Source organism: Sphingobium limneticum, assembly GCF_008710165.1.
GTDB classification, from domain to species: domain Bacteria; phylum Pseudomonadota; class Alphaproteobacteria; order Sphingomonadales; family Sphingomonadaceae; genus Sphingobium; species Sphingobium limneticum.
Map to the genome: position 1 here is coordinate 1 of NZ_VYQA01000028.1, position 20,320 is coordinate 20,320.

26 protein-coding genes are annotated in these 20,320 nt (G+C 64.7%); 16 read left to right on the top strand and 10 right to left on the bottom strand.

Going from position 1 to position 20,320, the window contains the following annotated elements; genetic code table 11:
* Both F4U95_RS25585 and F4U95_RS22275 read left to right on the top strand, forming a co-directional pair.
* Positions 1-119, top strand: a 119-nt coding sequence (locus F4U95_RS25585; protein WP_150426860.1) for a Tn3 family transposase, incomplete at its 5' end; no start/stop codon positions are given.
* Position 120: 1 nt separating this feature from the next.
* Positions 121-735, top strand: coding sequence for a DUF6118 family protein (locus tag F4U95_RS22275; RefSeq protein ID WP_228222247.1), 615 nt, complete (start codon positions 121-123; stop codon positions 733-735).
* A gap of 3 nt (positions 736-738) precedes the next feature.
* On the opposite strand, the gene lgt is transcribed toward F4U95_RS22275, so the two are convergent.
* From lgt to F4U95_RS22310, 7 genes are read right to left on the bottom strand one after another with little or no spacing between them, the layout of a single operon-like run.
* Positions 739-1,614 (bottom strand): prolipoprotein diacylglyceryl transferase, encoded by an 876-nt coding sequence (lgt, locus tag F4U95_RS22280; protein WP_007016079.1) that lies wholly within the window; start codon positions 1,612-1,614, stop codon positions 739-741.
* Positions 1,615-1,660: 46 nt separating this feature from the next.
* Positions 1,661-2,047 carry a rhodanese-like domain-containing protein gene (locus F4U95_RS22285; protein WP_004213269.1) on the bottom strand — a complete coding sequence of 129 codons (387 nt, stop codon included), beginning with the start codon at positions 2,045-2,047 and terminating at the stop codon, positions 1,661-1,663.
* Positions 2,048-2,083: 36 nt separating this feature from the next.
* Positions 2,084-2,833: an MBL fold metallo-hydrolase gene (locus F4U95_RS22290; RefSeq protein WP_120252792.1), complete on the bottom strand. Its 750-nt coding sequence runs from the start codon at positions 2,831-2,833 to the stop codon at positions 2,084-2,086.
* Positions 2,834-2,852: 19 nt separating this feature from the next.
* On the bottom strand, positions 2,853-3,632 hold the full coding sequence (locus tag F4U95_RS22295) for a sulfite exporter TauE/SafE family protein (protein ID WP_004213267.1): 780 nt from the start codon (positions 3,630-3,632) through the stop codon (positions 2,853-2,855).
* Positions 3,629-4,072: a DUF6691 family protein gene (locus F4U95_RS22300; RefSeq protein WP_004213266.1), complete on the bottom strand. Its 444-nt coding sequence runs from the start codon at positions 4,070-4,072 to the stop codon at positions 3,629-3,631. Before F4U95_RS22300 ends, F4U95_RS22295 begins: the two co-directional genes overlap by 4 nt.
* 3 nt (positions 4,073-4,075) lie before the next feature.
* Positions 4,076-4,501, bottom strand: coding sequence for a YeeE/YedE family protein (locus F4U95_RS22305; protein ID WP_004213265.1), 426 nt, complete (start codon positions 4,499-4,501; stop codon positions 4,076-4,078).
* A gap of 2 nt (positions 4,502-4,503) precedes the next feature.
* The gene (locus F4U95_RS22310) at positions 4,504-4,860 is read right to left on the bottom strand and encodes an ArsR/SmtB family transcription factor (RefSeq protein WP_218036647.1); all 357 of its coding nucleotides are present in this window, start codon (positions 4,858-4,860) and stop codon (positions 4,504-4,506) included.
* A 188-nt stretch (positions 4,861-5,048) separates the two neighbouring features.
* Between F4U95_RS22310 and F4U95_RS22315 the strand changes: the two genes are divergently transcribed.
* Together F4U95_RS22315 and F4U95_RS22320 are read left to right on the top strand one after the other, a co-directional pair.
* On the top strand, positions 5,049-6,521 hold the full coding sequence (locus F4U95_RS22315) for a multicopper oxidase family protein (RefSeq protein WP_007016074.1): 1,473 nt from the start codon (positions 5,049-5,051) through the stop codon (positions 6,519-6,521).
* Positions 6,522-6,581: 60 nt separating this feature from the next.
* Positions 6,582-7,133: a DsrE family protein gene (locus F4U95_RS22320; protein ID WP_326868476.1), complete on the top strand. Its 552-nt coding sequence runs from the start codon at positions 6,582-6,584 to the stop codon at positions 7,131-7,133.
* A gap of 16 nt (positions 7,134-7,149) precedes the next feature.
* Here F4U95_RS22320 and F4U95_RS22325 read toward each other — a convergent pair whose 3' ends face one another.
* Positions 7,150-7,371 (bottom strand): GDCCVxC domain-containing (seleno)protein, encoded by a 222-nt coding sequence (locus F4U95_RS22325; RefSeq protein ID WP_004213258.1) that lies wholly within the window; start codon positions 7,369-7,371, stop codon positions 7,150-7,152.
* Complete coding sequence (locus F4U95_RS22330) at positions 7,371-7,787, bottom strand: mercuric transporter MerT family protein (protein ID WP_004213257.1); 417 nt, start codon at positions 7,785-7,787, stop codon at positions 7,371-7,373. The genes F4U95_RS22325 and F4U95_RS22330 overlap by 1 nt, the downstream gene beginning before the upstream one ends.
* Before the next feature lie 63 nt (positions 7,788-7,850).
* Between F4U95_RS22330 and F4U95_RS22335 the strand changes: the two genes are divergently transcribed.
* Both F4U95_RS22335 and F4U95_RS22340 read left to right on the top strand, forming a co-directional pair.
* Positions 7,851-8,267 carry a MerR family transcriptional regulator gene (locus F4U95_RS22335; protein WP_021224446.1) on the top strand — a complete coding sequence of 139 codons (417 nt, stop codon included), beginning with the start codon at positions 7,851-7,853 and terminating at the stop codon, positions 8,265-8,267.
* Positions 8,268-8,361: 94 nt separating this feature from the next.
* On the top strand, positions 8,362-9,786 hold the full coding sequence (locus F4U95_RS22340; protein WP_150426861.1) for a transposase: 1,425 nt from the start codon (positions 8,362-8,364) through the stop codon (positions 9,784-9,786).
* 6 nt (positions 9,787-9,792) lie between these two features.
* Here F4U95_RS22340 and F4U95_RS22345 read toward each other — a convergent pair whose 3' ends face one another.
* Positions 9,793-10,359, bottom strand: a complete 567-nt coding sequence (locus tag F4U95_RS22345; protein ID WP_004212894.1) for a recombinase family protein — start codon at positions 10,357-10,359, stop codon at positions 9,793-9,795.
* A 232-nt stretch (positions 10,360-10,591) separates the two neighbouring features.
* On the opposite strand from F4U95_RS22345, the gene F4U95_RS22350 reads away from it, so the two are divergent.
* The 10 genes from F4U95_RS22350 to F4U95_RS22395 all read left to right on the top strand — a co-directional run bounded on the left by F4U95_RS22350 (position 10,592) and on the right by F4U95_RS22395 (position 20,315).
* Positions 10,592-10,957 carry a DUF305 domain-containing protein gene (locus tag F4U95_RS22350; RefSeq protein WP_021224444.1) on the top strand — a complete coding sequence of 122 codons (366 nt, stop codon included), beginning with the start codon at positions 10,592-10,594 and terminating at the stop codon, positions 10,955-10,957.
* 1 nt (position 10,958) lies between these two features.
* Complete coding sequence (locus tag F4U95_RS22355) at positions 10,959-12,398, top strand: YncE family protein (RefSeq protein WP_021224443.1); 1,440 nt, start codon at positions 10,959-10,961, stop codon at positions 12,396-12,398.
* Between the two features lies 1 nt (position 12,399).
* Positions 12,400-12,909, top strand: coding sequence for an RNA polymerase sigma factor (locus F4U95_RS22360; RefSeq protein ID WP_021224442.1), 510 nt, complete (start codon positions 12,400-12,402; stop codon positions 12,907-12,909).
* Positions 12,906-13,676 carry an anti-sigma factor family protein gene (locus tag F4U95_RS22365; protein ID WP_021224441.1) on the top strand — a complete coding sequence of 257 codons (771 nt, stop codon included), beginning with the start codon at positions 12,906-12,908 and terminating at the stop codon, positions 13,674-13,676. The genes F4U95_RS22360 and F4U95_RS22365 overlap by 4 nt, the downstream gene beginning before the upstream one ends.
* Positions 13,677-14,013: 337 nt before the next feature.
* Positions 14,014-14,886 (top strand): LysR family transcriptional regulator, encoded by an 873-nt coding sequence (locus tag F4U95_RS22370; protein ID WP_021224438.1) that lies wholly within the window; start codon positions 14,014-14,016, stop codon positions 14,884-14,886.
* Positions 14,883-16,034: a TDT family transporter gene (locus F4U95_RS22375; protein WP_037513249.1), complete on the top strand. Its 1,152-nt coding sequence runs from the start codon at positions 14,883-14,885 to the stop codon at positions 16,032-16,034. Before F4U95_RS22370 ends, F4U95_RS22375 begins: the two co-directional genes overlap by 4 nt.
* Positions 16,035-16,123: 89 nt before the next feature.
* Positions 16,124-17,359: a molybdopterin-dependent oxidoreductase gene (locus F4U95_RS22380; RefSeq protein ID WP_021224436.1), complete on the top strand. Its 1,236-nt coding sequence runs from the start codon at positions 16,124-16,126 to the stop codon at positions 17,357-17,359.
* A 12-nt stretch (positions 17,360-17,371) separates the two neighbouring features.
* Positions 17,372-17,854: a c-type cytochrome gene (locus tag F4U95_RS22385; protein WP_021224435.1), complete on the top strand. Its 483-nt coding sequence runs from the start codon at positions 17,372-17,374 to the stop codon at positions 17,852-17,854.
* Between the two features lie 263 nt (positions 17,855-18,117).
* Complete coding sequence (locus tag F4U95_RS22390; RefSeq protein WP_120252790.1) at positions 18,118-19,224, top strand: L-dopachrome tautomerase-related protein; 1,107 nt, start codon at positions 18,118-18,120, stop codon at positions 19,222-19,224.
* Positions 19,225-19,232: 8 nt separating this feature from the next.
* The gene (locus F4U95_RS22395) at positions 19,233-20,315 is read left to right on the top strand and encodes a catalase family protein (protein WP_150412238.1); all 1,083 of its coding nucleotides are present in this window, start codon (positions 19,233-19,235) and stop codon (positions 20,313-20,315) included.
* The last annotated feature ends 5 nt before the right edge of the window (positions 20,316-20,320 follow it).

Below are 20,320 nucleotides of genomic sequence, written 5' to 3' on the forward strand. Positions count from 1 at the left end.
ATACCCGGGCCGCCAGCGGTACCCATATCGCGCCTGATCTACTCGCCCACGTCTCGCCGTTGGGATGGGAACACATCAATCTAACCGGGGAATATCGCTGGCCCAAATCCTTAGCGTAGGATTCCGCCCCCTCCCGCAAACGCCCCCTATAGCGAGACGCTGGCGGGCATGGTGCAGAAGATCGACGCCACCTTGCAGCGCGCCGACGCGCTGGTGACGGCAGCCAGGGACGGAGCAACGCCGCGTCACGTTGTTGACCGGATCGTAGCGGCAGGCGGTGACGCCCGCGCCGAGGACCGGCGGACGATCGCGACCGCAGCCGCAGAGCTGAAGGATGCAACTCGGGCGCTTCAGGGCGTCACCGCATCGGCGCGGCGGGGCTACGAGCAGAACCGCTGGTTGATGTGGACGGCGATCGGCGGAGTGGTGCTCGGCATGGTGCTTTGGGCGGCGTTCGCCGGCGTCGTCGCGCGTGCCGTGCCGGCGAGCTGGCAATGGCCGGAAAAGATGGCGGCGCGAGCGCTCGACCTGTCAATGTGGGAAGGCGGGCAGCGGATGATGCAGGCCGCCTCGCCCACCGCGTTCCGCGCGATCATAGCGGCCGACAGGATGGTGTTGGCCAATCGCGAAACGATCGAAGGGTGCAGCAAGGCCGCAGCCCGAACGCGCGAGACGGTGCGATGCACAATCAAAGTTGGTGCTAGCCTTGAGGAGCAGCAGGATAGCGACCGCTAGTTCCTATTCACTGCAACTCGATTTTGGCATGATTGCTGGCTCACTTTTTACTGATTTGCCCTGCTGGTTGCGCGAGCCGGCGCGCCAAGCTGCGACTATCAAATAGATACCTGCGGCAATCATCGGCACGGTGAGCCACTGACCCATATGAAGCCCTGTTCTGGCTGTGAAGCCGACAAGCTGGGCATCCGGCTCCCGGAAGAATTCGACAATGAAGCGAGCGAGCCCATAGCCAAGAAGGAACACGCCGACGAGCATGCCAGGGCGACGTCGGGCGTTGGTAAACCAGAAAAGGCACGCGAGCACGGCAAACAAGACCAGTCCTTCCAGCCCGGCTTCGTAGAGCTGGCTCGGGTGACGCGCGAGGCCATCGCGACTTCCGGGGAACACAATCGCCCAAGGCACATCGGTGGGCTTTCCCCAAAGCTCACCATTCACGAAATTAGCGAGGCGGCCGAAGAACAGGCCGATCGGCACGGTGCAGGCGACATAATCATGGACCCGCAGCCATTCGAGGCCGTGTCGTCGCGCGAACAGGATCAGCGCGAGCGAGACGCCAGCTGCACCCCCGTGGAACGACATGCCGCCGTCCCACAGCTTGAGGATTTGCAGGGGGTCGAAGATCATCTCAGGACCGTAAAAGATCACATAGCCGAGACGGCCACCGAGGATAACGCCCAACGTCGCGTAGAACACGAGATCGTCGGCTTGTGCGCGGTTCATCGGGGCCGCTGGTTGGGCCAGCAGCCGCAGCAGATACCACCACCCGGCAATGATGCCGGCGATATAGGCCAGCGAGTACCAGCGGATGTCGAGCGGGCCTATGGAGATGGCTATCGGGCTCAATCCGAGGCTGGCGAATGCGATATGGCTATCCAAGGATTGTATCCTGCCTGCGAGAAGCGGCGCTCGAGCGCGCCATGGGTTATTCCGGTGCGATTGAAGCGCCGGCATCCTTGAGCGCCGCAAACCCGCCGGGGACGTGGGCGACATTCTCCACGCCCATCTCCTTGAGTGATTTTGCGGCCAGCGCCGAGCGGGCGCCGGACCCACAATAGAGCACCAACCGCGATCCACTGGCGAGTTTGGCATTGTGGGTGGGGCTTTCAGGATCGACCTGGAATTCCAGAAGGCCACGCGGGACATGCACCGCACCAGCCACCAGCCCCGATTTTGCGACTTCCCCTGGCTCGCGGATGTCAACGAACTGGACCTTGGGATTGCCGACAAGTTTGGCTGCATCGTCAGGCGCGATAGTTTCGACAATCGCATTCGCTTCGGAAACCAGTTGTTTCGAGGTGCGTGTTGGCATCGACTTTCTCCTGTAAATGAACCTGTATCGGATGGCTCAGCCCTGCTCGGACTTGCCGCCTATCTGGCGCAGCATTTCCGGCAAATCTGTCGGGCAATCACCGCAAAGCTTGTTTGCCGGAACGGCAACGTCGATCTTCTTTGGGTAGGGAAGATCGAGAGCGGCCATGATCGCGACGAATTCCTGAACGGTCTTGCCCGCAAGGCGCGGGTTCCGTTCACGCTCCTGCGCCACTGTCGTGATGTGGCGATGATTGTAGTCGTGAGCCGGGTAGATCAGACCATCGCCCGGCAGCGTGAAAATCTTCTGCGTGACGGAGTGATAAAGGGTGGCGGCGTCACCGTTTTGGAAGTCGGTGCGGCCACAGCCGTCGATTAGCAGGGCGTCGCCGGTGAAGGCGCGAAGACCATCGGGCTGCTCAACCAGGTAGGTATGGTGGGCGTCGGTGTGCCCCGGCGTAAACAGCGGCTGAAGCTTGAGCTCGCCGACAGTCAAAGGCTGGTCCTCGGCGACCCCCACGTCAGCACAGGGAAGGCCGTCCATGGCGGGGTACGCGATCTTGGAGCCGGTAAGGCTGCGCAGATAGCAGGCCGATGTGACGTGGTCCGCATGCACATGCGTCTCCAACGTATAAGCCAGTTCGAGATCCAGTTCCTGAAGCGCGGCAAGGTCGCGTTCGATCGTTTCGAGGACAGGATCGATCAGGACGGCTTTGCGCGTCTCCGGGCAACCGAGGAGGTAGGTGTAGGTCGAGGACTCCGGCTCGAACAACTGACGAAAGATCATGATCGGTCTCCAATGGTGTCTAGCCGCCGATCCCGCCCAGGCTGCGGAACAGCATGTAGGCGGCCACGGCCAGCAGGACGAAAGCGAAGATGCGGGTGAGCAAGCCCTTATGATCGGCGAGCCGGATGGCGGTTTGCATGCCGGCGACGCCGCCAGCGACCCCGCCAGCGATGAAGAAGCCGGCCACGCGCCAATCCACGAGTCCTGACAGGGCATAGTTGAGGGCTGTCGCCGATCCGAACGTTCCCACCGAAAACAGCGACGATCCGACCGCGTTGAGGATGGGCATGCCGCTGCCGAGCATGATGCCGGGCACAATCAGGAAGCCGCCGCCGATGCCGAAGAACCCTGACAGGAGGCCGGCGAGAAGGCCGATCGCCACGAGCCGCACAGCGATGGGGCGCGTGATCCGCACGCCCGGGTCGCCGCCGCCGGATTTGCCGCGCAGCATGGAAACCCCCACCACGATCATCACGCCTGCGAACAGCACCAGGAGATGCTGACCCGCCACCATCTTGCCCAGGGTGGAGCCGATCAGGGCGCCTATGACGCCCGATGCCCCGAAGACGAGGGCGCAGGGCCACTTCACGGTTCCGGCCCGGGCGTGCTGGATCAGGTTGGCGAAGGCATTGGCGGCCACCGCCAGCGCGCTCGTGCCGATCGCGACGTGCGGGTCCTTCATGCCCACGACATACAGCAGCAACGGCAGGGCAAGGATCGAGCCGCCGCCGCCGATCACCCCGAGGGTAAAGCCGACGACGACACCGGATATGAGCGTGAGGATGTCGACCGGCGTCATGGGTTTGCCCCGGGCCTGGCTGCGCGATAACGTTCCTGAAGGGCGAAGACGCCCATGCCCGCCAGCATCGCCACGACGAACACCAGCGCCGCCGGCGCTCCGAGGCTCAGGGCGACCAGGGCCGGACCAGGGCAGTAGCCGACGAGGCCCCATCCGACGCCGAACAAAGCCGCGCCCGAGAGAAGCTTCTTGTCCAGGGACCGGGACGATGGCCCATTGAACGCCGGTGCGAAAAGCGGAGCATCGCGCCTTCGGCCGAGTGCAAATCCCAACGCTGAAACCATGACGGCCGAGGCCAGCACCAAGGCAAGGCTCGGGTCCCACGACGGCGCGGCGACATCAAGAAACGCCAGAACCTTGCTGGGGGCTATCATGGCGGAGACGATCAGGCCGAAGCCGAAAATGAGCCCCGAGGCGAGCGCGATGAGCAGCTTCCTCATTGCTCAGAGTCCGATGACGTGTCGGGCGACGTACACAGTCGCGGCCGCTGTGATGAGGAAGACGCCTGTCGCGGCGAGCGAGCGGGGCGAGAGCCTCGCTATTCCGCAGACGCCATGCCCGCTGGTGCAACCACTCCCGAGCCGAGTCCCAAATCCCACCAGAAGGCCGGCTGCGATCACGACGGCGACTGGGGCCGGCGACGTGAGGTCCGGTAGCAGGCCGCCCGCCGCCCGGTAGAGCAAGGGCGCGGCGAGCAGGCCGACCAGGAATGTTGCGCGCCAGGCCATCTCGCCGCGGACAGGCGCAAGCACCCCGCCGACGATGCCGCTGATTCCAGCGATGCGCCCATTGGCGATCCACAGGAAGGAAGCCGAGAGGCCGATTAGCGCGCCGCCCACGATGGCCGAGAATGGGGTGAAACCCTCCATCGTCAGGATTCTCTGCTCTCAGCTTCGTCACCGGCGCAAAAGAGTGCGTAGAGTTCCGTCAGGATCGGCAGCACGCGCTCGGACGTGATGCGGTAGAATATCGTCGTTTTCTCCCGCCGTGTTCCGACCAGGCCTTCGTCGCGCAGCGTGGCCAGATGGCGGGACAAATTCGACTGTGTCAGTCCGAGGCGTTCGCCCAGATCGGTTACCGACAACTCCCCGCCGAGCAGGCTGCACAGGATCATCAGACGGTGCCGGCTCGCAAGCGAACGGAGGAACGCTTCCGCTTCGCCGGCCTTTTCCTCCAGAAGCTCCGGAGACATTTTAACGAGGGAAGGTGGCACAGTTGCTCCAAACATCTTATATGTAGCATATATGATGGAGTGGTGTTCGATCAAGCGCCAGCTAGGAGGTTCCCCCCGTGAGCTACTATTTCGCCAAGCCATCGAGGCTCCTTCGAAGCGCCGGAGTGCGAGGTAACCCCATGCTGATCGACCAGGCTGTCCGTATCGCTTCCGAGCTGCGCTGCACGCTGGGACAGATTTAGATGCTCGATCGACGTTCGCTGTTGGCTGGCGGAGCGGCATTGTTCGCAACCACCGCTTGCTCGCGCTCCACGCCGGGCCTCGGCGGGGGAGGTGCAAACCCGCTTCCGATGCCGCCGCTGTTGGACGCACGGCCTGGCCGCTCATTCGCGCTACGGGTCCAGTCCGGAACGACTTCATTTTATCCAGGCCGGCCGAGTGACACGCTCGGGTATAATGGCAGCTATCTCGGACCGACGATCAGGGTGCGCCGTGGCGACGACGTGGCGGCTGTCGTGACCAACGGGCTCAACGCGGACACGACTGTGCATTGGCACGGGCTTCTGATCCCCGGAGAGCTGGATGGCGGCCCCCATCAGATCATCGCGCCGGGCGCGACCTGGCGGCCCACGCTCCCGATCCGGCAGCCCGCAGCGACCCTCCTTTATCACTCACACGTCCATGGGTTGACGGCCGAGCAAGTCTATTCGGGCCTGGCTGGGGCGTTGCTGGTAACCGACGACGAAGAGCAGGGCCTGGGGCTCCCGTCAGAATATGGCGTGGACGATCTGCCCCTGCTCATCCAGGATCGCCAGTTCGAAAATGGTCGCCTTGTCATGCCAGGCGGCATGATGGTCGCCATGCAGGGCCGGCGCGGCGACACGATCCTTGTGAACGGCGCGGTGAATCCGCTGGCGGCGGTGCCAAATCGGTTGGTTCGCCTGCGGCTCGTCAACGCATCGAACGCGCGGATTTATGAGCTGTCGTTTTCCGATCGGCGGAGCTTTCACTGGATCGGAACCGAAGGGGGGCTGCTCGAACACGCAGTGGCATTGGAAGCCATAACCTTGGCGCCGGGCCAACGTGCCGAGCTTCTCGTGGACTTCACGGACGGTAGGTCCGCCTCGCTGGTGACGGCGGCTGATACCAACAGCTCGATGATGGGCGGCATGGGTATGATGGGGCGTGGCGCCCGAAGGACCGATGCCGCGGCACCAGCGACCGTGCTGCGGTTTGAACCACGGCCGTTGGGACAGGCTCGTGCCAGCGGCGTCGTGCCGACCCTTCTGGCATCACGAACTGGGCCCGACGCCAGCAAGGCGGTGCGCCGTCGCCGTCTGAGCCTCAACATGGGCATGGGCGGCATGATGGGCTCAGGAAGCGGCGGTGGCGGCCTTACGATCAATGGCAAGCCATTCGACATGAATCGCATCGATGAGACGGTGAAGCTAGGCTCCACCGAAATATGGGAGGTGTCTGGCGAAATGATGCGCCACCCGATCCATATTCACGGCGTCCACTTTGATGTTCTCACCCGCGGTGGCGGGCAGCCCGATGTTCTCGACCAGGGGCCGCGCGACACGGTCCTCGTCAAGGAACCGGTGGAGCTTCTCATCCGATTTGATCAGCCGGCCAAGAGCGCTCCCTTCATGTATCACTGCCATATCCTTGAACATGAGGATAATGGAATGATGGGCCAGTTCAGTGTTGCGTAGGCGTAGGCTCCCACTTCTGGAGAGTTTATGCAGCGCCTACCGTCCAACAGGAGAGCAAGGTTGCCAAAAAGAGCTTTCGCCACATTTCTGCTCGCGGCAACGATGCTGACCGGCGGCACCTCGCTAGCTGCACAGGATAATCTGGTTTATCCCGTAATACCGGGATTTGGCGGGATCGTGGCCGTGCCCAGTGCTGCCGAGCGGCCCGATCCCAAGCTTCGCTACCGCGTCTTGTTCAATGTCACCAAGGCCGCAAGCTCTCCCGACAAAGTGAATCCCAGCCTTGAGAAGGTCGCGCGCTTCGTGAACCTGCTAGGCGCGGACAAGGTCCATCCGGCTGGTGACATCGCCGTCATCATTCATGGTCCCGCGACCCCGCTCGTCCTGCAGAACGCGCCATATGCGGCGCGTATGAAGGTAGCGGCCAACCCGAACGCTGCGCTGATTGCCGCTCTCCAGAAAGCCGGTGTTTCAATCCGCGTTTGCAGTCAGGCCATGGTCGGAAATGAGATCATGCCGAACCAAGTGGCTTCGGGCGTTGAGATCGATGATTCGGCGCTTACAACCTTGGCGAATCTACAAATCCGGGGTTACGCGCTCATCCCGGATTGAAAGGTGCGATACCCCCTCACCCGCAGCAGCCCGCCACGGTCCCGTTCGCCTTCGCCTCCTGAATCGGAGGGCATGGGACATCGCCGAACGAGCAGAACACGCAGCAGTCGCCGGCCAGGGGCCGCAGCACCGCCGCGCAATGTCGGCAATCATAGAAGAACTGGCAGGCGTTGGTGGGCATCGTCTCGGTCGCGACACCGCCGCACTCGGGACAGGTCAGCGTGGAGGTGAGCTGCATCAGGAAAGCGCCTTTATAAGCGGCGCTTCAATGCGATCCCATATCAGCGCGGTCAGCGTCAGGGTCGTGCCGATCGTGAGCATGATCGGAGTTGCGCGGGACGGTAGGGTCACGGTGCAGGACCGATCCGCAGCGCAGGTCCTCCGACGCCGCACATACGCCCACCACCCGGCAGCCAGGCCGACGAGGGAAAGCGCCGTCAGGGCCCAGCGCAGAGGCATCAGCGCGGCGAAGGTGCTCGACAGGCCCGCCCCCACGCCCAGCGCCGCCAGCGCGAGCGGCAAGACGCAGCAGGATGCGGCGGCTAGGACCGCGCCGAAGCTCGCCAGCGCACCCAGGGCGGATAGCCCCGCGTCGGCGCGGCGTGGCGATGCGGAAGCGGCCAGGGTTTCGTGCGGCAAAATCCTTTTATTCATCAGTCGTCTCCGGCGGAATAACCCCCTAATGCCTCCTGTAGCGGCTACAGGAGCAAGCGAATTATGAGGGATGAGAAAGGCCTAGCTATCGGCGAGTTGTCGCGCCGAACCGGCGTGAACATCGAGACGATCCGCTATTTCGAGCGCGTCGGCATTGTGGCGACCCCACCCCGCACGAGCGGGGGCCGGCGAGTATATGGGGCCGGCCACGTCCGCGTCCTTGGATTCATCCGTGGCGCGCGTGAACTCGGCTTCACCCCGGCCGAGGTGCGCGCGATCCTGTCACTTGGCGGTCCCGCGCAGGCGTCGTGCAGTGAGGTCCGCGAGATCGCGGCCCACCACCTGGAGCGGGTTCGCGCGAAAATGGCAGACCTAGCGCAACTCGAAAGCCTGCTTGCCACGACGATCGACCGTTGCGAGGGCGACGGGGCGGCGAGTTGTGCCGTGATCGAATTGCTTGACCAATATACAACCACTTAGGTGTCAAAACCGGTCGGGGCTGTTGAAAAAAGGCCGGGTGATCCGATCGCGTTCCTAACGGGTTCCCTGCTTCGACACATCGGGAGCAGCGGCCATGATGGGTGAGCAACAGCGAGGCGGCAAGGGCGCAAGCTGGCGGGCGCTGGGAGCGATGATCCCCGCCGATCATATCCTGCACAGGATAGACGGGCTGATCGACCTGGGTGAACTGCGCGATGCGCTCGCGCCGCACTACAGTTGCCGTGGGCGTCCCTCGATCCCGCCTGAATTGCTGGTCCGCATGGCGCTGATCGCTCGCCTCTATGGCATCACGTCGGAGCGCCGTCTGTGTGAGGAAGTCCGCTTCAACCTCGCCTATCGCTGGTTCTGCCGATTGCCGCTCAACGCGCCGGTGCCGCACCACTCGACGTTTAGCAAGAACCGGCATGGCCGCTTCCGCGATGCTAGCATCTTCCGCATCCTGTTCGAGCAGACGGTGCGGCGCTGCGCCGATGCGGGGCTGATCGCCCACAAGGATGCCGCAATCGATGCATCGTTCGTCGCGGCCGATGCAAGCTGGCAGCGCAAGATGCGGGACGCCGACATGGCCGCGCCCCGGCTTCCCCGCCCGGTTTGTGAATGGCTGGCGGATCAGGCCAATGCTCCACCGCAGGAACATGGCGTACCGCGTGGCAAACCGGCCGAGGTGTCACGCACCGATCCGGCGTCGGCATGGTCGGCGCGCACGGCGCGGGGCCGGTTCGGCTATGCCTTCAATGTCCTGATTGACACGCCGGGAGGGGTGGCGATCGACGTGGAGGCCAGTCCCGCCCGCTTCGCCGCGGAAGTCGATGCGGGGCGGACCATGCTGGCACGGGCCGACAATCGGTTCGGCTATCGGCCAAAGCGTGTCGCGGCCGACACCGCCTATGGCAGCGCTGCGTTCCTGGCGTTCGTCACCGATCGCGGCACCATCCCGCATATCCCGGTGCTGGAACGATCCGAACAGACCAAGGGCAAATTCCCCCGCGAAGCCTTCCGCTATGAGCGGGAGCAGGACCGCTATGTCTGCCCCGCTGGGAAGATACTGCCCTTTCGCGGTGCCGATCGTCGGGCGGGCTTTCTCCGATACAGCGCCAGTCCTGCCGATTGCCGCGCCTGTCACCTCAAACGGAAATGCACCGCAGGCAGCAACAGGTCGGTCACGCACAGCGAATATGAGGACGTGCGTGAGATGGTGCGCGGCGAGATGCAGACGCCGCTATTCAAGCGGTCGATGCGGCTGCGCCGGGGTGTCGAGCGGGTGTTCGCCGATGCCAAAGGCAAGCGAGGGCTGACCCGCCTGCACCTTCGCGGACTGCGCGGTGCCGAAGAAGAGTTTCTGTTGGGCGCGGCCATTGCCAATCTCGTGCTGTTAGCCCGCACCGACGCAAGACCGGCCCGGAACCGTCGCCCGCCCCCGGTGCCGGAACGCATCGAGCGCATGGCCCGGATCAGCCGTGGCCGGTTCGAGCAATCCTACTACGCGACGATCTTCTGACGCCGGTTAGCCGGGTTCGCGCTCGGCCGCAGGGAAGTGGCGATAGAAGGTAGAACGGCCGACCTGGAGCAGCTTCGCGACCTTCGCCGGTTTGTCGCCAGCCTTGAGCAGCTTGCGGGCGGTATCGAGCATGTCAGGCGTCATGACCGACTTGCGGCCTCCGCCCGTGCCGCCCTTGGCCCGTGCCGCTGCCAAACCGGCAATCGTCCGTTCCTTTATCAGTTCGCGCTCCATCTCCGCGACAGAAGCGAGGATATGGAACAGCAGACGGCCCGATGGGGTTGCCGTGTCGAACCCGTCCGTCAGGGACCGGAAATCAATCTTCCGAGCGGACAAGTCCGCCGCCAGTTCGATCAGGCCCCCGATCGATCGGCCAAGGCGATCGAGCTTCCATATCACCAGCGTGTCACCGGCCCGCACGAAATTGAGAGCTTCGGTCAGACCGGGACGGTTCAGCTTCGCGCCGCTCACCTTGTCGGTGAACAGCTTTTCACAGCCAGCCTTGGTCAGCGCATCGGTTTGTAGCGTCAGGTCCTGGTCGGAGGTCGAGACACGCGCATAACCAACCAGCATGAGTCCCGTTATCCCATCTCAAACAGCGAATTTCGGGACTCATATTTCGGGAACATATTTTGGGAAAGCCCCGGCGGGCATACAGCGGATTTTTGTGTCGGTCACGGTCGTCCCGTTGGAGGTTCCCAATCGGGAAGGCTGATAACCGGCTCACCCATGGAATAAACCCGGACGAGCGTCGTCTATGCTTTCAGGACTGATGCGCCGGAGGCTTATGCGTAGACGATATTGGATGCTCGGTCTGACTGCTTCGGCCCTGCTCACAGGCGCAGTCGCGGCCGCCCCTGCCGGTGGTTACGCCAGCATGGTGGCTGCCGCGATGGACCGGATGATGGCGGGCATGATGGTCAAGCCGTCCGGCAACGTCGACCGCGACTTCGTCACGATGATGCTCCCGCATCATCAGGGTGCGATCGATATGGCAGTGGCGGAGCTGCGCTACGGCCATAACGAGCAGCTCAAGCGCATCGCGCAGGAGATCATCATCGATCAGCAGCAGGAGATTGCCGCTATGAAGTTGGCGATCGGTCAGCCGCTACCGCCTTCGACGCCGGCCCCGACGCAGGGCGGCGACCACCACAGCCCTATGGAGCACTGACATGATCCGGACCATCCTGCGCTCGGCCGCCTTGCTGATGAGCGCCGCACCGGGCCTCGCCATGGCGCAGCAGGCGCCGTGGAACGCCAAGGACATGCCCGTCAGCCACCGCGACCGCGTCTATGCGTCCGAACAATTCTCCAACACGGTGTCGGTGACGGACCCGGCCGACAACCGGCTGCTCGGCGTCATCAAGCTCGGCGATCCGCAGCCGATGAACTTCTCCCCGCTCTACAAGGGACAAGTGCTGGTCCACGGCCTGGGCTTCTCGCCGGACGGGAAGACCTTGGCGGTCGTGTCGATCGGATCGAATGCCGTGTCGTGGATCGACACCGCCACCAACACGGTCAAACACACGACCTATGTCGGGCGCAGTCCGCACGAGGCGTTCTTCACGCCGGACGGAAAGGAGGTCTGGGTCACCGTTCGCGGCGAGGACTATATCGCCGTGCTCGATCCCGCGACGTACAAGGAAACCGGCCGCATCAAGACGCCCGGTGGTCCGGGTATGACGATCTTCTCGCCCGATGGGCGATACGGCTATGTCTGTTCCTCGTTCAATCCGGTGCTGGCCGTGTTCGATGTCGCAACCCACGCACAGGTCGGACAGGTGGCGCAGCCGAGCCCATTCTGCCCCAACATCGCCGCGACGCCGGACGGCAAGCAGGCGTGGTTTACGCTAAAGGACATCGGCAAGACGGTCGCATTCGATGCCAGGCCACCCTTCACAATCCTCAAGGTGCTGGATACCGGGCCGATCACCAATCACGTCAACTTCGCCCGCACGGCCAAGGGGCAGTTCGCCTATGTGACGGTCGGCGGGGAGAATGCGGTGAAGGTGTTCCGCACGTCCGACTTCACGCTGGTGGCAACCATTCCAGTCGGCAAGATGCCGCACGGTGTCTGGCCGTCCGGCGACGGTCGGCGCATCTATGTCGGGCTGGAGAATGCCGATGAGCTGGCCGCGATCGACACCGCTGGCAACACGGTCGTCGCTACCGTGCCGGTCGGACAGGCACCGCAGGCGATCGCCTATGTGCCGAACGCTGTTCCGACAGGCCCCGGCACCGACAATCTCCAGCCGCTCGGCACGGCCGGCAAGGCGTTGCATCTGACTATGGGGCCGATCGGCGGCAAGGGTGCGGCAAGCAGCATCACCCTCTTCGACCAAGGCATCATTCAGGTCGTGCAGAGTGCCGTTACCGGTTTGCAGCCCAAGAAGCCCTACATGCTCGTGCTGACCGCCAACGCGGATGGTAGCGGCGCTGTAGAGCCGCTTGCCAACTTCATGAGCAACCCGGCGGGTGCGGCGATCGTCAACGCGTCGGGTCCGATCCGGCAGATCGTTCAAGGCAGCACCGCGACGCCCCGCCGTTTTCTGGCGGTCGCTGAGGTGGTGAACGGCGCGCCGGGACGCATCGTGCAGGTACAGCGCGACTGACATGGACCCGCTTGCCGCCGCGATCGAGCCCCTGATCCCCGGTCTGCGCCGCTATGCCCGGTCGTGGTTGCGCGATCGGGCAATGGCAGATGACGTGGTGCAGGATTGTCTCGAGCGCGCGGTCGGGCGCTGGCGACAACGACGCGGGGCGGAGGTGCGCCCATGGGTCTATACGATCCTGCACAATCTGTTGGTCGACCATCAGCGGCAGCATAGCCGGCGAGGCACAGCGGTTCCGCTCCACCTCGTGGACGACGCCACGCTCGGCCGTCCGGCCGATCAGGAAACAGGCCTACACCACCGCGACCTGCTGCGCGCCCTTGATGCGTTGCCCGAGGAGCAGCGAACGGTGCTGCTCCTCGTATCGGTCGAGGGCCTGCCCTATGCGGAGGTCGCTGCCGTTGTCGGCGTGCCGCTGGGCACGGTGATGTCGCGCATATCCCGGGCGCGCGACCGACTGGCGACCCTCCTCCGGGAGGGTGAACGGCCGCGATTGAGGAGCGTGCAATGACCAGCCCGATCGGCGAGGACGATCTGGCCGCATGGATCGATGGCAGGCTGTCGCCCGAGCGGCAGCGCCTGGTCGACGCCTATCTTGAAGGCCAGCCGGACCTGCATGCCCGTTTGCGGGAACAGGCGGAGCAGGCGCGAGCCCTTGCATCCCTGTTTGCCCCGATCGCGGATGAACCGATCCCGGCGACGATGCGCGTCGCAGCCATCAGGGGGCGGCAACGTCAGCCGCGATGGCAATTCGCCATCGCCGCGTCACTTCTGCTGGCGGTCGGGTTTGGCGGTGGTTGGTCGAGCGCGAAGTGGAGCGGTGAACCCCGCGCAGGCATCGCGGCGCTGGCCAACGAGGCGAGTGACAATTTCCGTGTCTATGCCGCCGACCGGATACGACCGGCGGAGATCGGTCCGGATCAGCGCGCCATGCTGATCCGATGGACCTCCGCCCGTTTGGGTGAGCGCGTCACCATCCCGGACCTCAGCACAGCCGGCTATCGCTATGGTGGGGGGCGACTGGTCGCGACGCCTCACGGCCCTGCGGCACTGCTCCTCTACGACGGACCGCAAGCGTCGAAACTCGCGGTGCTGACGAGGCCTATGCAGATCGACAAGACTGCGAGCATGACCAGCACGTCCAGCGGGACCATGGGCCGGGTCACATGGGCAGTCGACGGGATCGGCTATAGTGTGGTGGGCGAGCGGCCTGCGGCCGAGCTGCATCCGATTGCCGATGAAGTCCGGCGGCAGGCCGATGCGGCGCTGGTGTCCTGATAGCGCCCTTGCTGCTCCTCAGCGCCGACAGGCACCGGGCGGGCCAGCGCGATCAGGGCTTGCGCTCGGCATCCTTCCTGGCGGCCTCGGCCGGCGTCAGGCGGGCTCGCTCGCGGATGTGGCGTTCCAGCGGCGCGCCGACGAACAGGACGAGCATCGCAAGGATCACCCCGCCAGTGATGAGCGGTCATGGACGATCAAACGTCGCAGGCCCGCCTAACGCTCCAAGTCTTCGAGACCATCGCAGACGAAAGGCTGCCGATCATTCCGATATCCAGATTGGAATGACCATATCAAACGGTTGGTCGTATCGATCTAAGTACGCGATATATGCTGCATGACCCTGGAGCAGCTCAGAATCTTCGTCGGTGTCGCGGAGCGCGAACACGTCACCAAGGCAGCGGAGGTGCTGAACGTCACGCAGTCCGCTGCCTCCGGCGCGATTGCTGCCCTCGAAGCGCGCTACGGGGTTCCTCTGTTTCACCGCGTCGGGCGTGGCATCCAGCTGACCGAAGCAGGCCGCGGCTTTCTGGAGGAAGCGCGCGCGGTGCTGGGGCGGGCAGCGCATGCCGAGACGATGCTGGCGGACTATGCCGGGCTTGCCCGTGGTTCATTGCGGATCGTCGCCAGCCAGACGATCGCGAGCTACTGGTTGCCGGCAAAGCTCGCCGCCTTCCACGAACGCCACCCGCAGATCGCGGTCGAACTGGCGATCGACAACACCGAAGGTGCGGCAGCGCAGGTCCTGAGCGGCGCGGCGGAGCTCGGTTTCGTCGAGGGCGAGGTGGACGAACCGGCGCTCGCCCACTGGCATGTCGGGCGTGATCCGATGGTGCTGGTCGGCCGCGAGGACACCGGGCGCGTCGACGAGGACTGGCTGCGCACTGAACGCTGGATCGTCCGTGAGCTGGGATCGGGTACGCGCTCGACCTTCGAGGACGTGCTGCGAACGCGCGGGTTTGATCCGGCCCAGCTGACGATAGCGATGACGCTGCCGTCCAACGAGGCGGTGCGCACCGCCGTCGAGGCGGGTGCCGGCGTTGCCGTCTTGTCGCGATTGGTCGTCGCGCGCGCGCTCAAGGCCGGTGACCTTGTCGAGCTGCCGCTCGGGCTGCCCGACCGCGCCTTTCACGCGCTGCGCCACAAGGAACGCTATCGCACCCGCGCGGCCGACGCGCTGACGGACCTCATCAAGGAGCAGGTCGCATGACTGCCGACACGCACTCCGTTCTCAGCGGCCTCAAGCCGCTCAGCCGGCTCGATCATCCCCGCGAGATGATTCGTCAGTTCACGCCCAACTGGTTCGCCGCGACGATGGGCACCGGTATCCTCGCGCTCGCGCTGCCGCAGGTGCCCGGCATCGGGCCTTCGCTTAAACCCGTCGGCGAGGTGTTGTGGTTCTTCAATATCGCACTCTTCGCGCTGTTCGCCGGCCTTTATGGCGCGCGCTGGGTGATGTTCGGGCACGAGGCGCGGCGCATCTTCGGGCATAACACCGTGTCGATGTTCATCGGCACCATCCCGATGGGCCTCGCGACGATCATCAACGGCTGCCTCGCCTTCGGCATCGCACGGTTCGGGAATGGCATCGTACCGGTCGCACACGTCCTGTGGTGGATCGACGCCGCCATGTCGCTCGCCTGTGGCGTGCTGATCCCGTACATGATGTTCACCCGTCACGAGCACAGCCTGGACGGCATGACCGCGGTATGGTTGCTGCCGGTCGTCGCTGCCGAAGTGGCGGGCGCCAGCGGCGGGCTGCTCGCGCCGCATCTGGCCGATCCTCACGCGCAGCTCGTCACGCTTGCGACCTCCTATGTGCTGTGGGCCTATTCGGTGCCGGTCGCGTTCGGCATCCTCGCCATCCTCATCCTGCGCATGGCGCTCCACAAACTGCCGCAGGAGAGCATGGCGGCGTCCTCCTGGCTGGCGCTGGGACCGATCGGCACGGGTGCTCTGGGCATGCTGGTGCTCGGGGCGGACGCGCCGGCTATCCTCGCGGCGCACGGGCTGGCCGGTGTCGGTGCCGTCGCGCAAGGGATCGGCGTTGTGGCCGGACTCTGCCTGTGGGGCTTCGGCCTGTGGTGGCTGGCGCTCGCGACGCTCATCACCATCCGCTACTGGCGCGCCGGCGTCCCGTTCAACCTGGGCTGGTGGGGCTATACCTTTCCGCTCGGCGTCTACACCGTCGCCACCTTACGCCTAGGCACGACGCTGAACCTCGGTTTCTTCGGTTTCGTCGGCACGGTGCTGACAGTCGCGCTTGCGGCGATGTGGCTGCTCGTCGGCGCCAAGACGCTGGCCGGCGCATGGCGCGGCAACCTGTTCGTCTCACCCTGCATCGCCACCCCGAACTGATCCGCCATGATGATCGGATCAGTCGGTCCGATCACTTGCGAAACGCCCCTTCGATCCGCCAGCGTGGCTGGCCACAGGAGAGCCTTGTCATGGACAATTTCGACGCCGAACTGGCGAGTGAGACCAGCCGTCGCCGCTTTCTCAGGCATGCCGCGCTCGGTACCGCCGGCCTTGCCGCCGCGCCGGCACTGGCGCAGCAGCTCGTCGACCTGAAGCTGCCTGGCGGCAATGCCGAACGGCCGATGACCAGCGCCTTTCCCGGCAAGGGCAGCATGATCCTCCAGCGTGTCCATCCGCCCTTGCTGGAAACGCCGATGGACGTGTTCGACAAGTCGGTGTTCACGCCCAACGACCAGTTCTTCGTCCGCTGGCACTGGGCCGACATCCCGACCTCGATCGATGTCGAGACTTTCCGCCTCAACGTCTTCGGCCACGTCAACCGACCGCTGTCGATCAGCCTCGCCCAGCTGCTGCGCCTGCCGCGGGTCGAGATGGCGGCGGTCAACCAATGCTCGGGAAACAGCCGTGGGCTGTTCCAGCCACGTGTTGCCGGCGCGCAATGGGGCAACGGCGCGATGGGCAATGCCAAATGGCTCGGTGTGCGCCTGCGCGACGTGCTCGACCTCGCCGGGGTCAAGACAGGCGCGGTGCAGGTGCGCTTCGGTGCGCTCGATCAACCGGTCGTGGCGGGCGCCCCTGACTTTGAGAAGGCGCTCGACATCGACCATGCCCGCGACGGCGAAGTGATGATCGCCTTCGGCATGAACGGCGAGCAGCTGCCGCTCCTCAATGGCTTTCCCTGCCGGCTGATCGTGCCGGGCTGGTACTCGACCTATTGGGTCAAGATGCTGAACTCGATCGAGGTACTGCCCGGCCCCGACGACCAGTATTGGATGGCCAAGGCCTACAAGATCCCCGCGACGCCGGGCGCGAATGTCGCGCCCGGCGCCAGAGACTTCCCGACTGTCCCCATCAACCGCATGATCCCGCGCAGCTGGATGACCAGCCTGCCCGATGGCCAGACGATAGCCTATGAGGCATCGATCCCGGTCGGCGGCATCGCGATGGGCGGCGACTGCGGCGTCGCCAAGGTCGATGTATCGTCGGACGGAGGCCGCACCTGGTACAGGACGACGCTCGGAGCGGACGAGGGCAGGTACAGCTTCCGTCGGTGGGATGGTCGCGTGCCGCTGCGACGCGGTGCCAACCCGATCATGGTGCGCTGCTGGAACACCAACGGTGTCGCCCAGCCGATGAAGCCGATCTGGAACCCGGGCGGGTTCATGCGCGGCAATATCGAGACCACCACCATCATCGCGGCCTGAGGAGCGAGTAGCATGAAGACCCCGTCTCCCGGCATCATGGCCGCTGGCCTGATCGGCCTGACCGGCATTATCCTCGTCTCGATCGGGGCGCCGAGCAGCCGCAAGGCGCCTGCCCCGATCTCCGAGACATCCGAGCCGGCACCGCCCACCAGCGTCTCAGCCCGCGGCTTTTCGCTCGCCTCGACCAGCGTCGACCTGCCGGTCGATGACGCTACCTACCCCGATGGTCCGCACGCCGACGTCATCAACGCCAACTGCACTTCGTGCCACTCGGCCAGCATGGCGCTAACTCAGCCTGCGCTATCGGCGGACCAGTGGAAGGCGACCGTCACCAAGATGCGTGAGGTGTACAAGGCGCCGGTGGCCGAGAAGGACGTTGACGCGATCGTTGCTTATCTCACCGCTATGCCGAGCCAGAAAGCGGCACCCGCAACCGGCAAGGCACAGGATCCCGACCCCAAGGTGGCTCCTGATGTCTCAGGTGGAACCGGATAAGCAAACCTCTCGCATAATCTAAAAAGGCGATTTCGACAGACGATCGGCAGCCTTCAGTAGGACTTTTTCAACAGCCACGGTGGTTTGTTGAAGGTCAAAACCGTTCGGTTGTGACTTCAGCTGCGGCACGGGGCTTCTGAGCTCCCGGTCGTGGAGACGCTGTCTAACCTGTTTTATTCGTGGTTTTCCTGGATCTAAGCATGGGCCACGGTCGTTGACGAGTGAACCGTCGCGCGTTGCGTCCGGTGAACAGGAGCGGACAGATGCGGAAAAGCGGTGTTCTGATCGGGCTAGGAGCCTTCACGATAGCGCTGGCGGGAGCAGCTTATGCCCAGACGGGACGCAGCGCCGCGCTAACGCAGGTGGCACGCTTCGACCACCAGGTTACCGGCGTCGCCGTCTCGGCTGACGGGCGCCGCTTCGTCAACTTCCCGCGCTGGACCGACGACGCGCCGATCTCGGTTGCGGAGGTGATGCCGAATGGGTCGCTCCGGCCCTATCCCGACGCCAAGTGGAACAGCTGGCGCAACGCCAGGGCAAACGAAATGCCGGTTGGCGACTACTTTGTCTGCGTCCAGTCGATCGTTCCCGATGGCCAAGGCAATCTCTGGGTGCTCGATCCCGGCGCGCCCGGCAACGAGAAGATCCTGGAGGGCGCGCCGAAGCTCGTCCGCATCGACCTGAAGACGAACAAGGTGACCAAGGTCATCGCGGTGCCTGGCGACGTTGCGTTGCAGGGCACCTACCTCAACGATATTCGGTTCTCGCCCGATGGCCGGACCGGCTACATCACCGACAGCGGCACGCGCGGCGCAATCATCGTCGTCGACTTGGACGACGGAAAGAGCTTCCGAGCGCTTGATGGCCATCCGTCGACCCAGATCGACAAGAGCGTCACCGTCGCCATCGAGGGAAAGCCGCTTGTTCGCCCCGATGGGCGGCAGCCTACGTTCGCGTCCGACGGCATCGCGATCTCGAATGACGGGAAGACGCTCTACTGGCAGGCGCTGACCGGGAAGACGCTCTATTCGATCGCCACCGACAAGCTGCGCTCCGACGTCAGCGAGCGCGACCGCGCCGCCGCGGTGAAGACAGTCGCTACCACTGCCGTCGCCGACGGCCTGTGGATGAGCAAGGCGGGCACCCTCTACATCACCTCGCCGACCGACTATTCGATCCGGCGGCTCGCCGGGACGTCCACCAAGATTGTCCTAACCGACAAACGGCTGCGCTGGCCCGATACGTTCGCCGAAGGGCCTGACGGGACGATCTACGTCACCGCGAGCCACATCCAGGACACGCCATGGTTCAAGCCGGGCGCGCCGCCGTCCATCCGTACCGAGTTGTTCTCCTTCGCTCCGATCCGCTGAGGATCGTCATGGCCTACTTGCGGTACCGCGACGACATCGAGACGCTCGAACCAGACGAGCAGGCGACGATCGACGGCATCATCCAGGGGATGACCCAGCAGAGCGAGGTGGTCGAGAAGCGTGAGCAGCATGCCGTGCGCGCCAGCCATGCCAAGAGCACGGCCTGCGTTGTCGGCACGCTGACGATTGCCGACGACCTGCCCCCCGAATTAGCGCAGGGGCTGTTCGCCGAGCCGGGCAGCTACGACGTCGCGATCCGCTTCGCGCAGGGCCCAGGCGAGTCGCTGGGCGATCGCGTGTCGACACACCGCGGCATGGCGATCAAGGTGTTCGGGGTCGAGGGCGAGAAGCTGCCCGGGCACGATGCACCAACCCAGGATTTCGTGCTTGCCACGGGGCGCACCTTTCCGTCGGGCACGGCGAGCGGCTTCCTGAGCGATGCGAAGACGATCGGCGCCGCCACGCCCATGCCCGAGGGCGTCAAGAGCGCGGTGTCTTCGACGGCGCGCAACTTCAACAAGGTGCTGGGCCTGTTCAACACCGCCTATGCCAAGGCGGATTTCTTCGGCCATCCGTTCAGCCACCCGATCGGCGACGACTATTTCAGCCAGGCCCCGCTGCGCTACGGCGACTATGTCGCGAAGCTCGGTGCCGTGCCAGCGTCGCAGGCGCAGGACGCGCTCGGCGAGTGGCAGCTCGATCCGTATGAAGACGAGGACGGCTTCCGCCATGCCGCGACCGATTACTTCCGCGACCATGAGGCGGTGTTTGAGCTGAAGGTGCAGCTCTGGGCGAACGCGGAGACGCAGCCGATCGAGGACGCCTCGGTCGAGTGGCCGTCACAGGACAGCCAGTACCGCACCGTCGCCACGGTCCGCATCCCTGCGCAGGAGGCGTACAGCCCGGCGCGCGTGCGCTACTTCGACGAGGTGATGACCTTTCGTCCCGCGCATAGCCTGGCCGCGCATCGGCCGCTCGGATCGGTGATGAGGGCGCGGCTGCAGGTGTATCGTGCGCTGTCCGCCTTTCGCCACCGCGAGAACGGGGTTGCCGAGGAAAACACCGCCGACATCACTGCCATCCCGGCCTGACCCGA

Bases quoted from the DNA above. Each gene is read 5' to 3' on its own strand.
- F4U95_RS22285 (WP_004213269.1), bottom strand. From the start codon at position 2,047: ATGCCAACACGCACCTCGAAACAACTGGTTTCCGAAGCGAATGCGATT.
- F4U95_RS22290 (WP_120252792.1), bottom strand. From the start codon at position 2,833: ATGATCTTTCGTCAGTTGTTCGAGCCGGAGTCCTCGACCTACACCTAC.
- F4U95_RS22295 (WP_004213267.1), bottom strand. From the start codon at position 3,632: ATGACGCCGGTCGACATCCTCACGCTCATATCCGGTGTCGTCGTCGGC.
- F4U95_RS22300 (WP_004213266.1), bottom strand. From the start codon at position 4,072: ATGAGGAAGCTGCTCATCGCGCTCGCCTCGGGGCTCATTTTCGGCTTC.
- F4U95_RS22305 (WP_004213265.1), bottom strand. From the start codon at position 4,501: ATGGAGGGTTTCACCCCATTCTCGGCCATCGTGGGCGGCGCGCTAATC.
- F4U95_RS22310 (WP_218036647.1), bottom strand. From the start codon at position 4,860: ATGTTTGGAGCAACTGTGCCACCTTCCCTCGTTAAAATGTCTCCGGAG.
- F4U95_RS22315 (WP_007016074.1), top strand. From the start codon at position 5,049: ATGCTCGATCGACGTTCGCTGTTGGCTGGCGGAGCGGCATTGTTCGCA.
- F4U95_RS22325 (WP_004213258.1), bottom strand. From the start codon at position 7,371: ATGCAGCTCACCTCCACGCTGACCTGTCCCGAGTGCGGCGGTGTCGCG.
- F4U95_RS22330 (WP_004213257.1), bottom strand. From the start codon at position 7,787: ATGAATAAAAGGATTTTGCCGCACGAAACCCTGGCCGCTTCCGCATCG.
- F4U95_RS22335 (WP_021224446.1), top strand. From the start codon at position 7,851: ATGAGGGATGAGAAAGGCCTAGCTATCGGCGAGTTGTCGCGCCGAACC.
- F4U95_RS22340 (WP_150426861.1), top strand. From the start codon at position 8,362: ATGATGGGTGAGCAACAGCGAGGCGGCAAGGGCGCAAGCTGGCGGGCG.
- F4U95_RS22345 (WP_004212894.1), bottom strand. From the start codon at position 10,359: ATGCTGGTTGGTTATGCGCGTGTCTCGACCTCCGACCAGGACCTGACG.
- F4U95_RS22350 (WP_021224444.1), top strand. From the start codon at position 10,592: ATGCTCGGTCTGACTGCTTCGGCCCTGCTCACAGGCGCAGTCGCGGCC.
- F4U95_RS22355 (WP_021224443.1), top strand. From the start codon at position 10,959: ATGATCCGGACCATCCTGCGCTCGGCCGCCTTGCTGATGAGCGCCGCA.
- F4U95_RS22360 (WP_021224442.1), top strand. From the start codon at position 12,400: ATGGACCCGCTTGCCGCCGCGATCGAGCCCCTGATCCCCGGTCTGCGC.
- F4U95_RS22365 (WP_021224441.1), top strand. From the start codon at position 12,906: ATGACCAGCCCGATCGGCGAGGACGATCTGGCCGCATGGATCGATGGC.
- F4U95_RS22370 (WP_021224438.1), top strand. From the start codon at position 14,014: ATGACCCTGGAGCAGCTCAGAATCTTCGTCGGTGTCGCGGAGCGCGAA.
- F4U95_RS22375 (WP_037513249.1), top strand. From the start codon at position 14,883: ATGACTGCCGACACGCACTCCGTTCTCAGCGGCCTCAAGCCGCTCAGC.
- F4U95_RS22380 (WP_021224436.1), top strand. From the start codon at position 16,124: ATGGACAATTTCGACGCCGAACTGGCGAGTGAGACCAGCCGTCGCCGC.
- F4U95_RS22385 (WP_021224435.1), top strand. From the start codon at position 17,372: ATGAAGACCCCGTCTCCCGGCATCATGGCCGCTGGCCTGATCGGCCTG.
- F4U95_RS22390 (WP_120252790.1), top strand. From the start codon at position 18,118: ATGCGGAAAAGCGGTGTTCTGATCGGGCTAGGAGCCTTCACGATAGCG.
- F4U95_RS22395 (WP_150412238.1), top strand. From the start codon at position 19,233: ATGGCCTACTTGCGGTACCGCGACGACATCGAGACGCTCGAACCAGAC.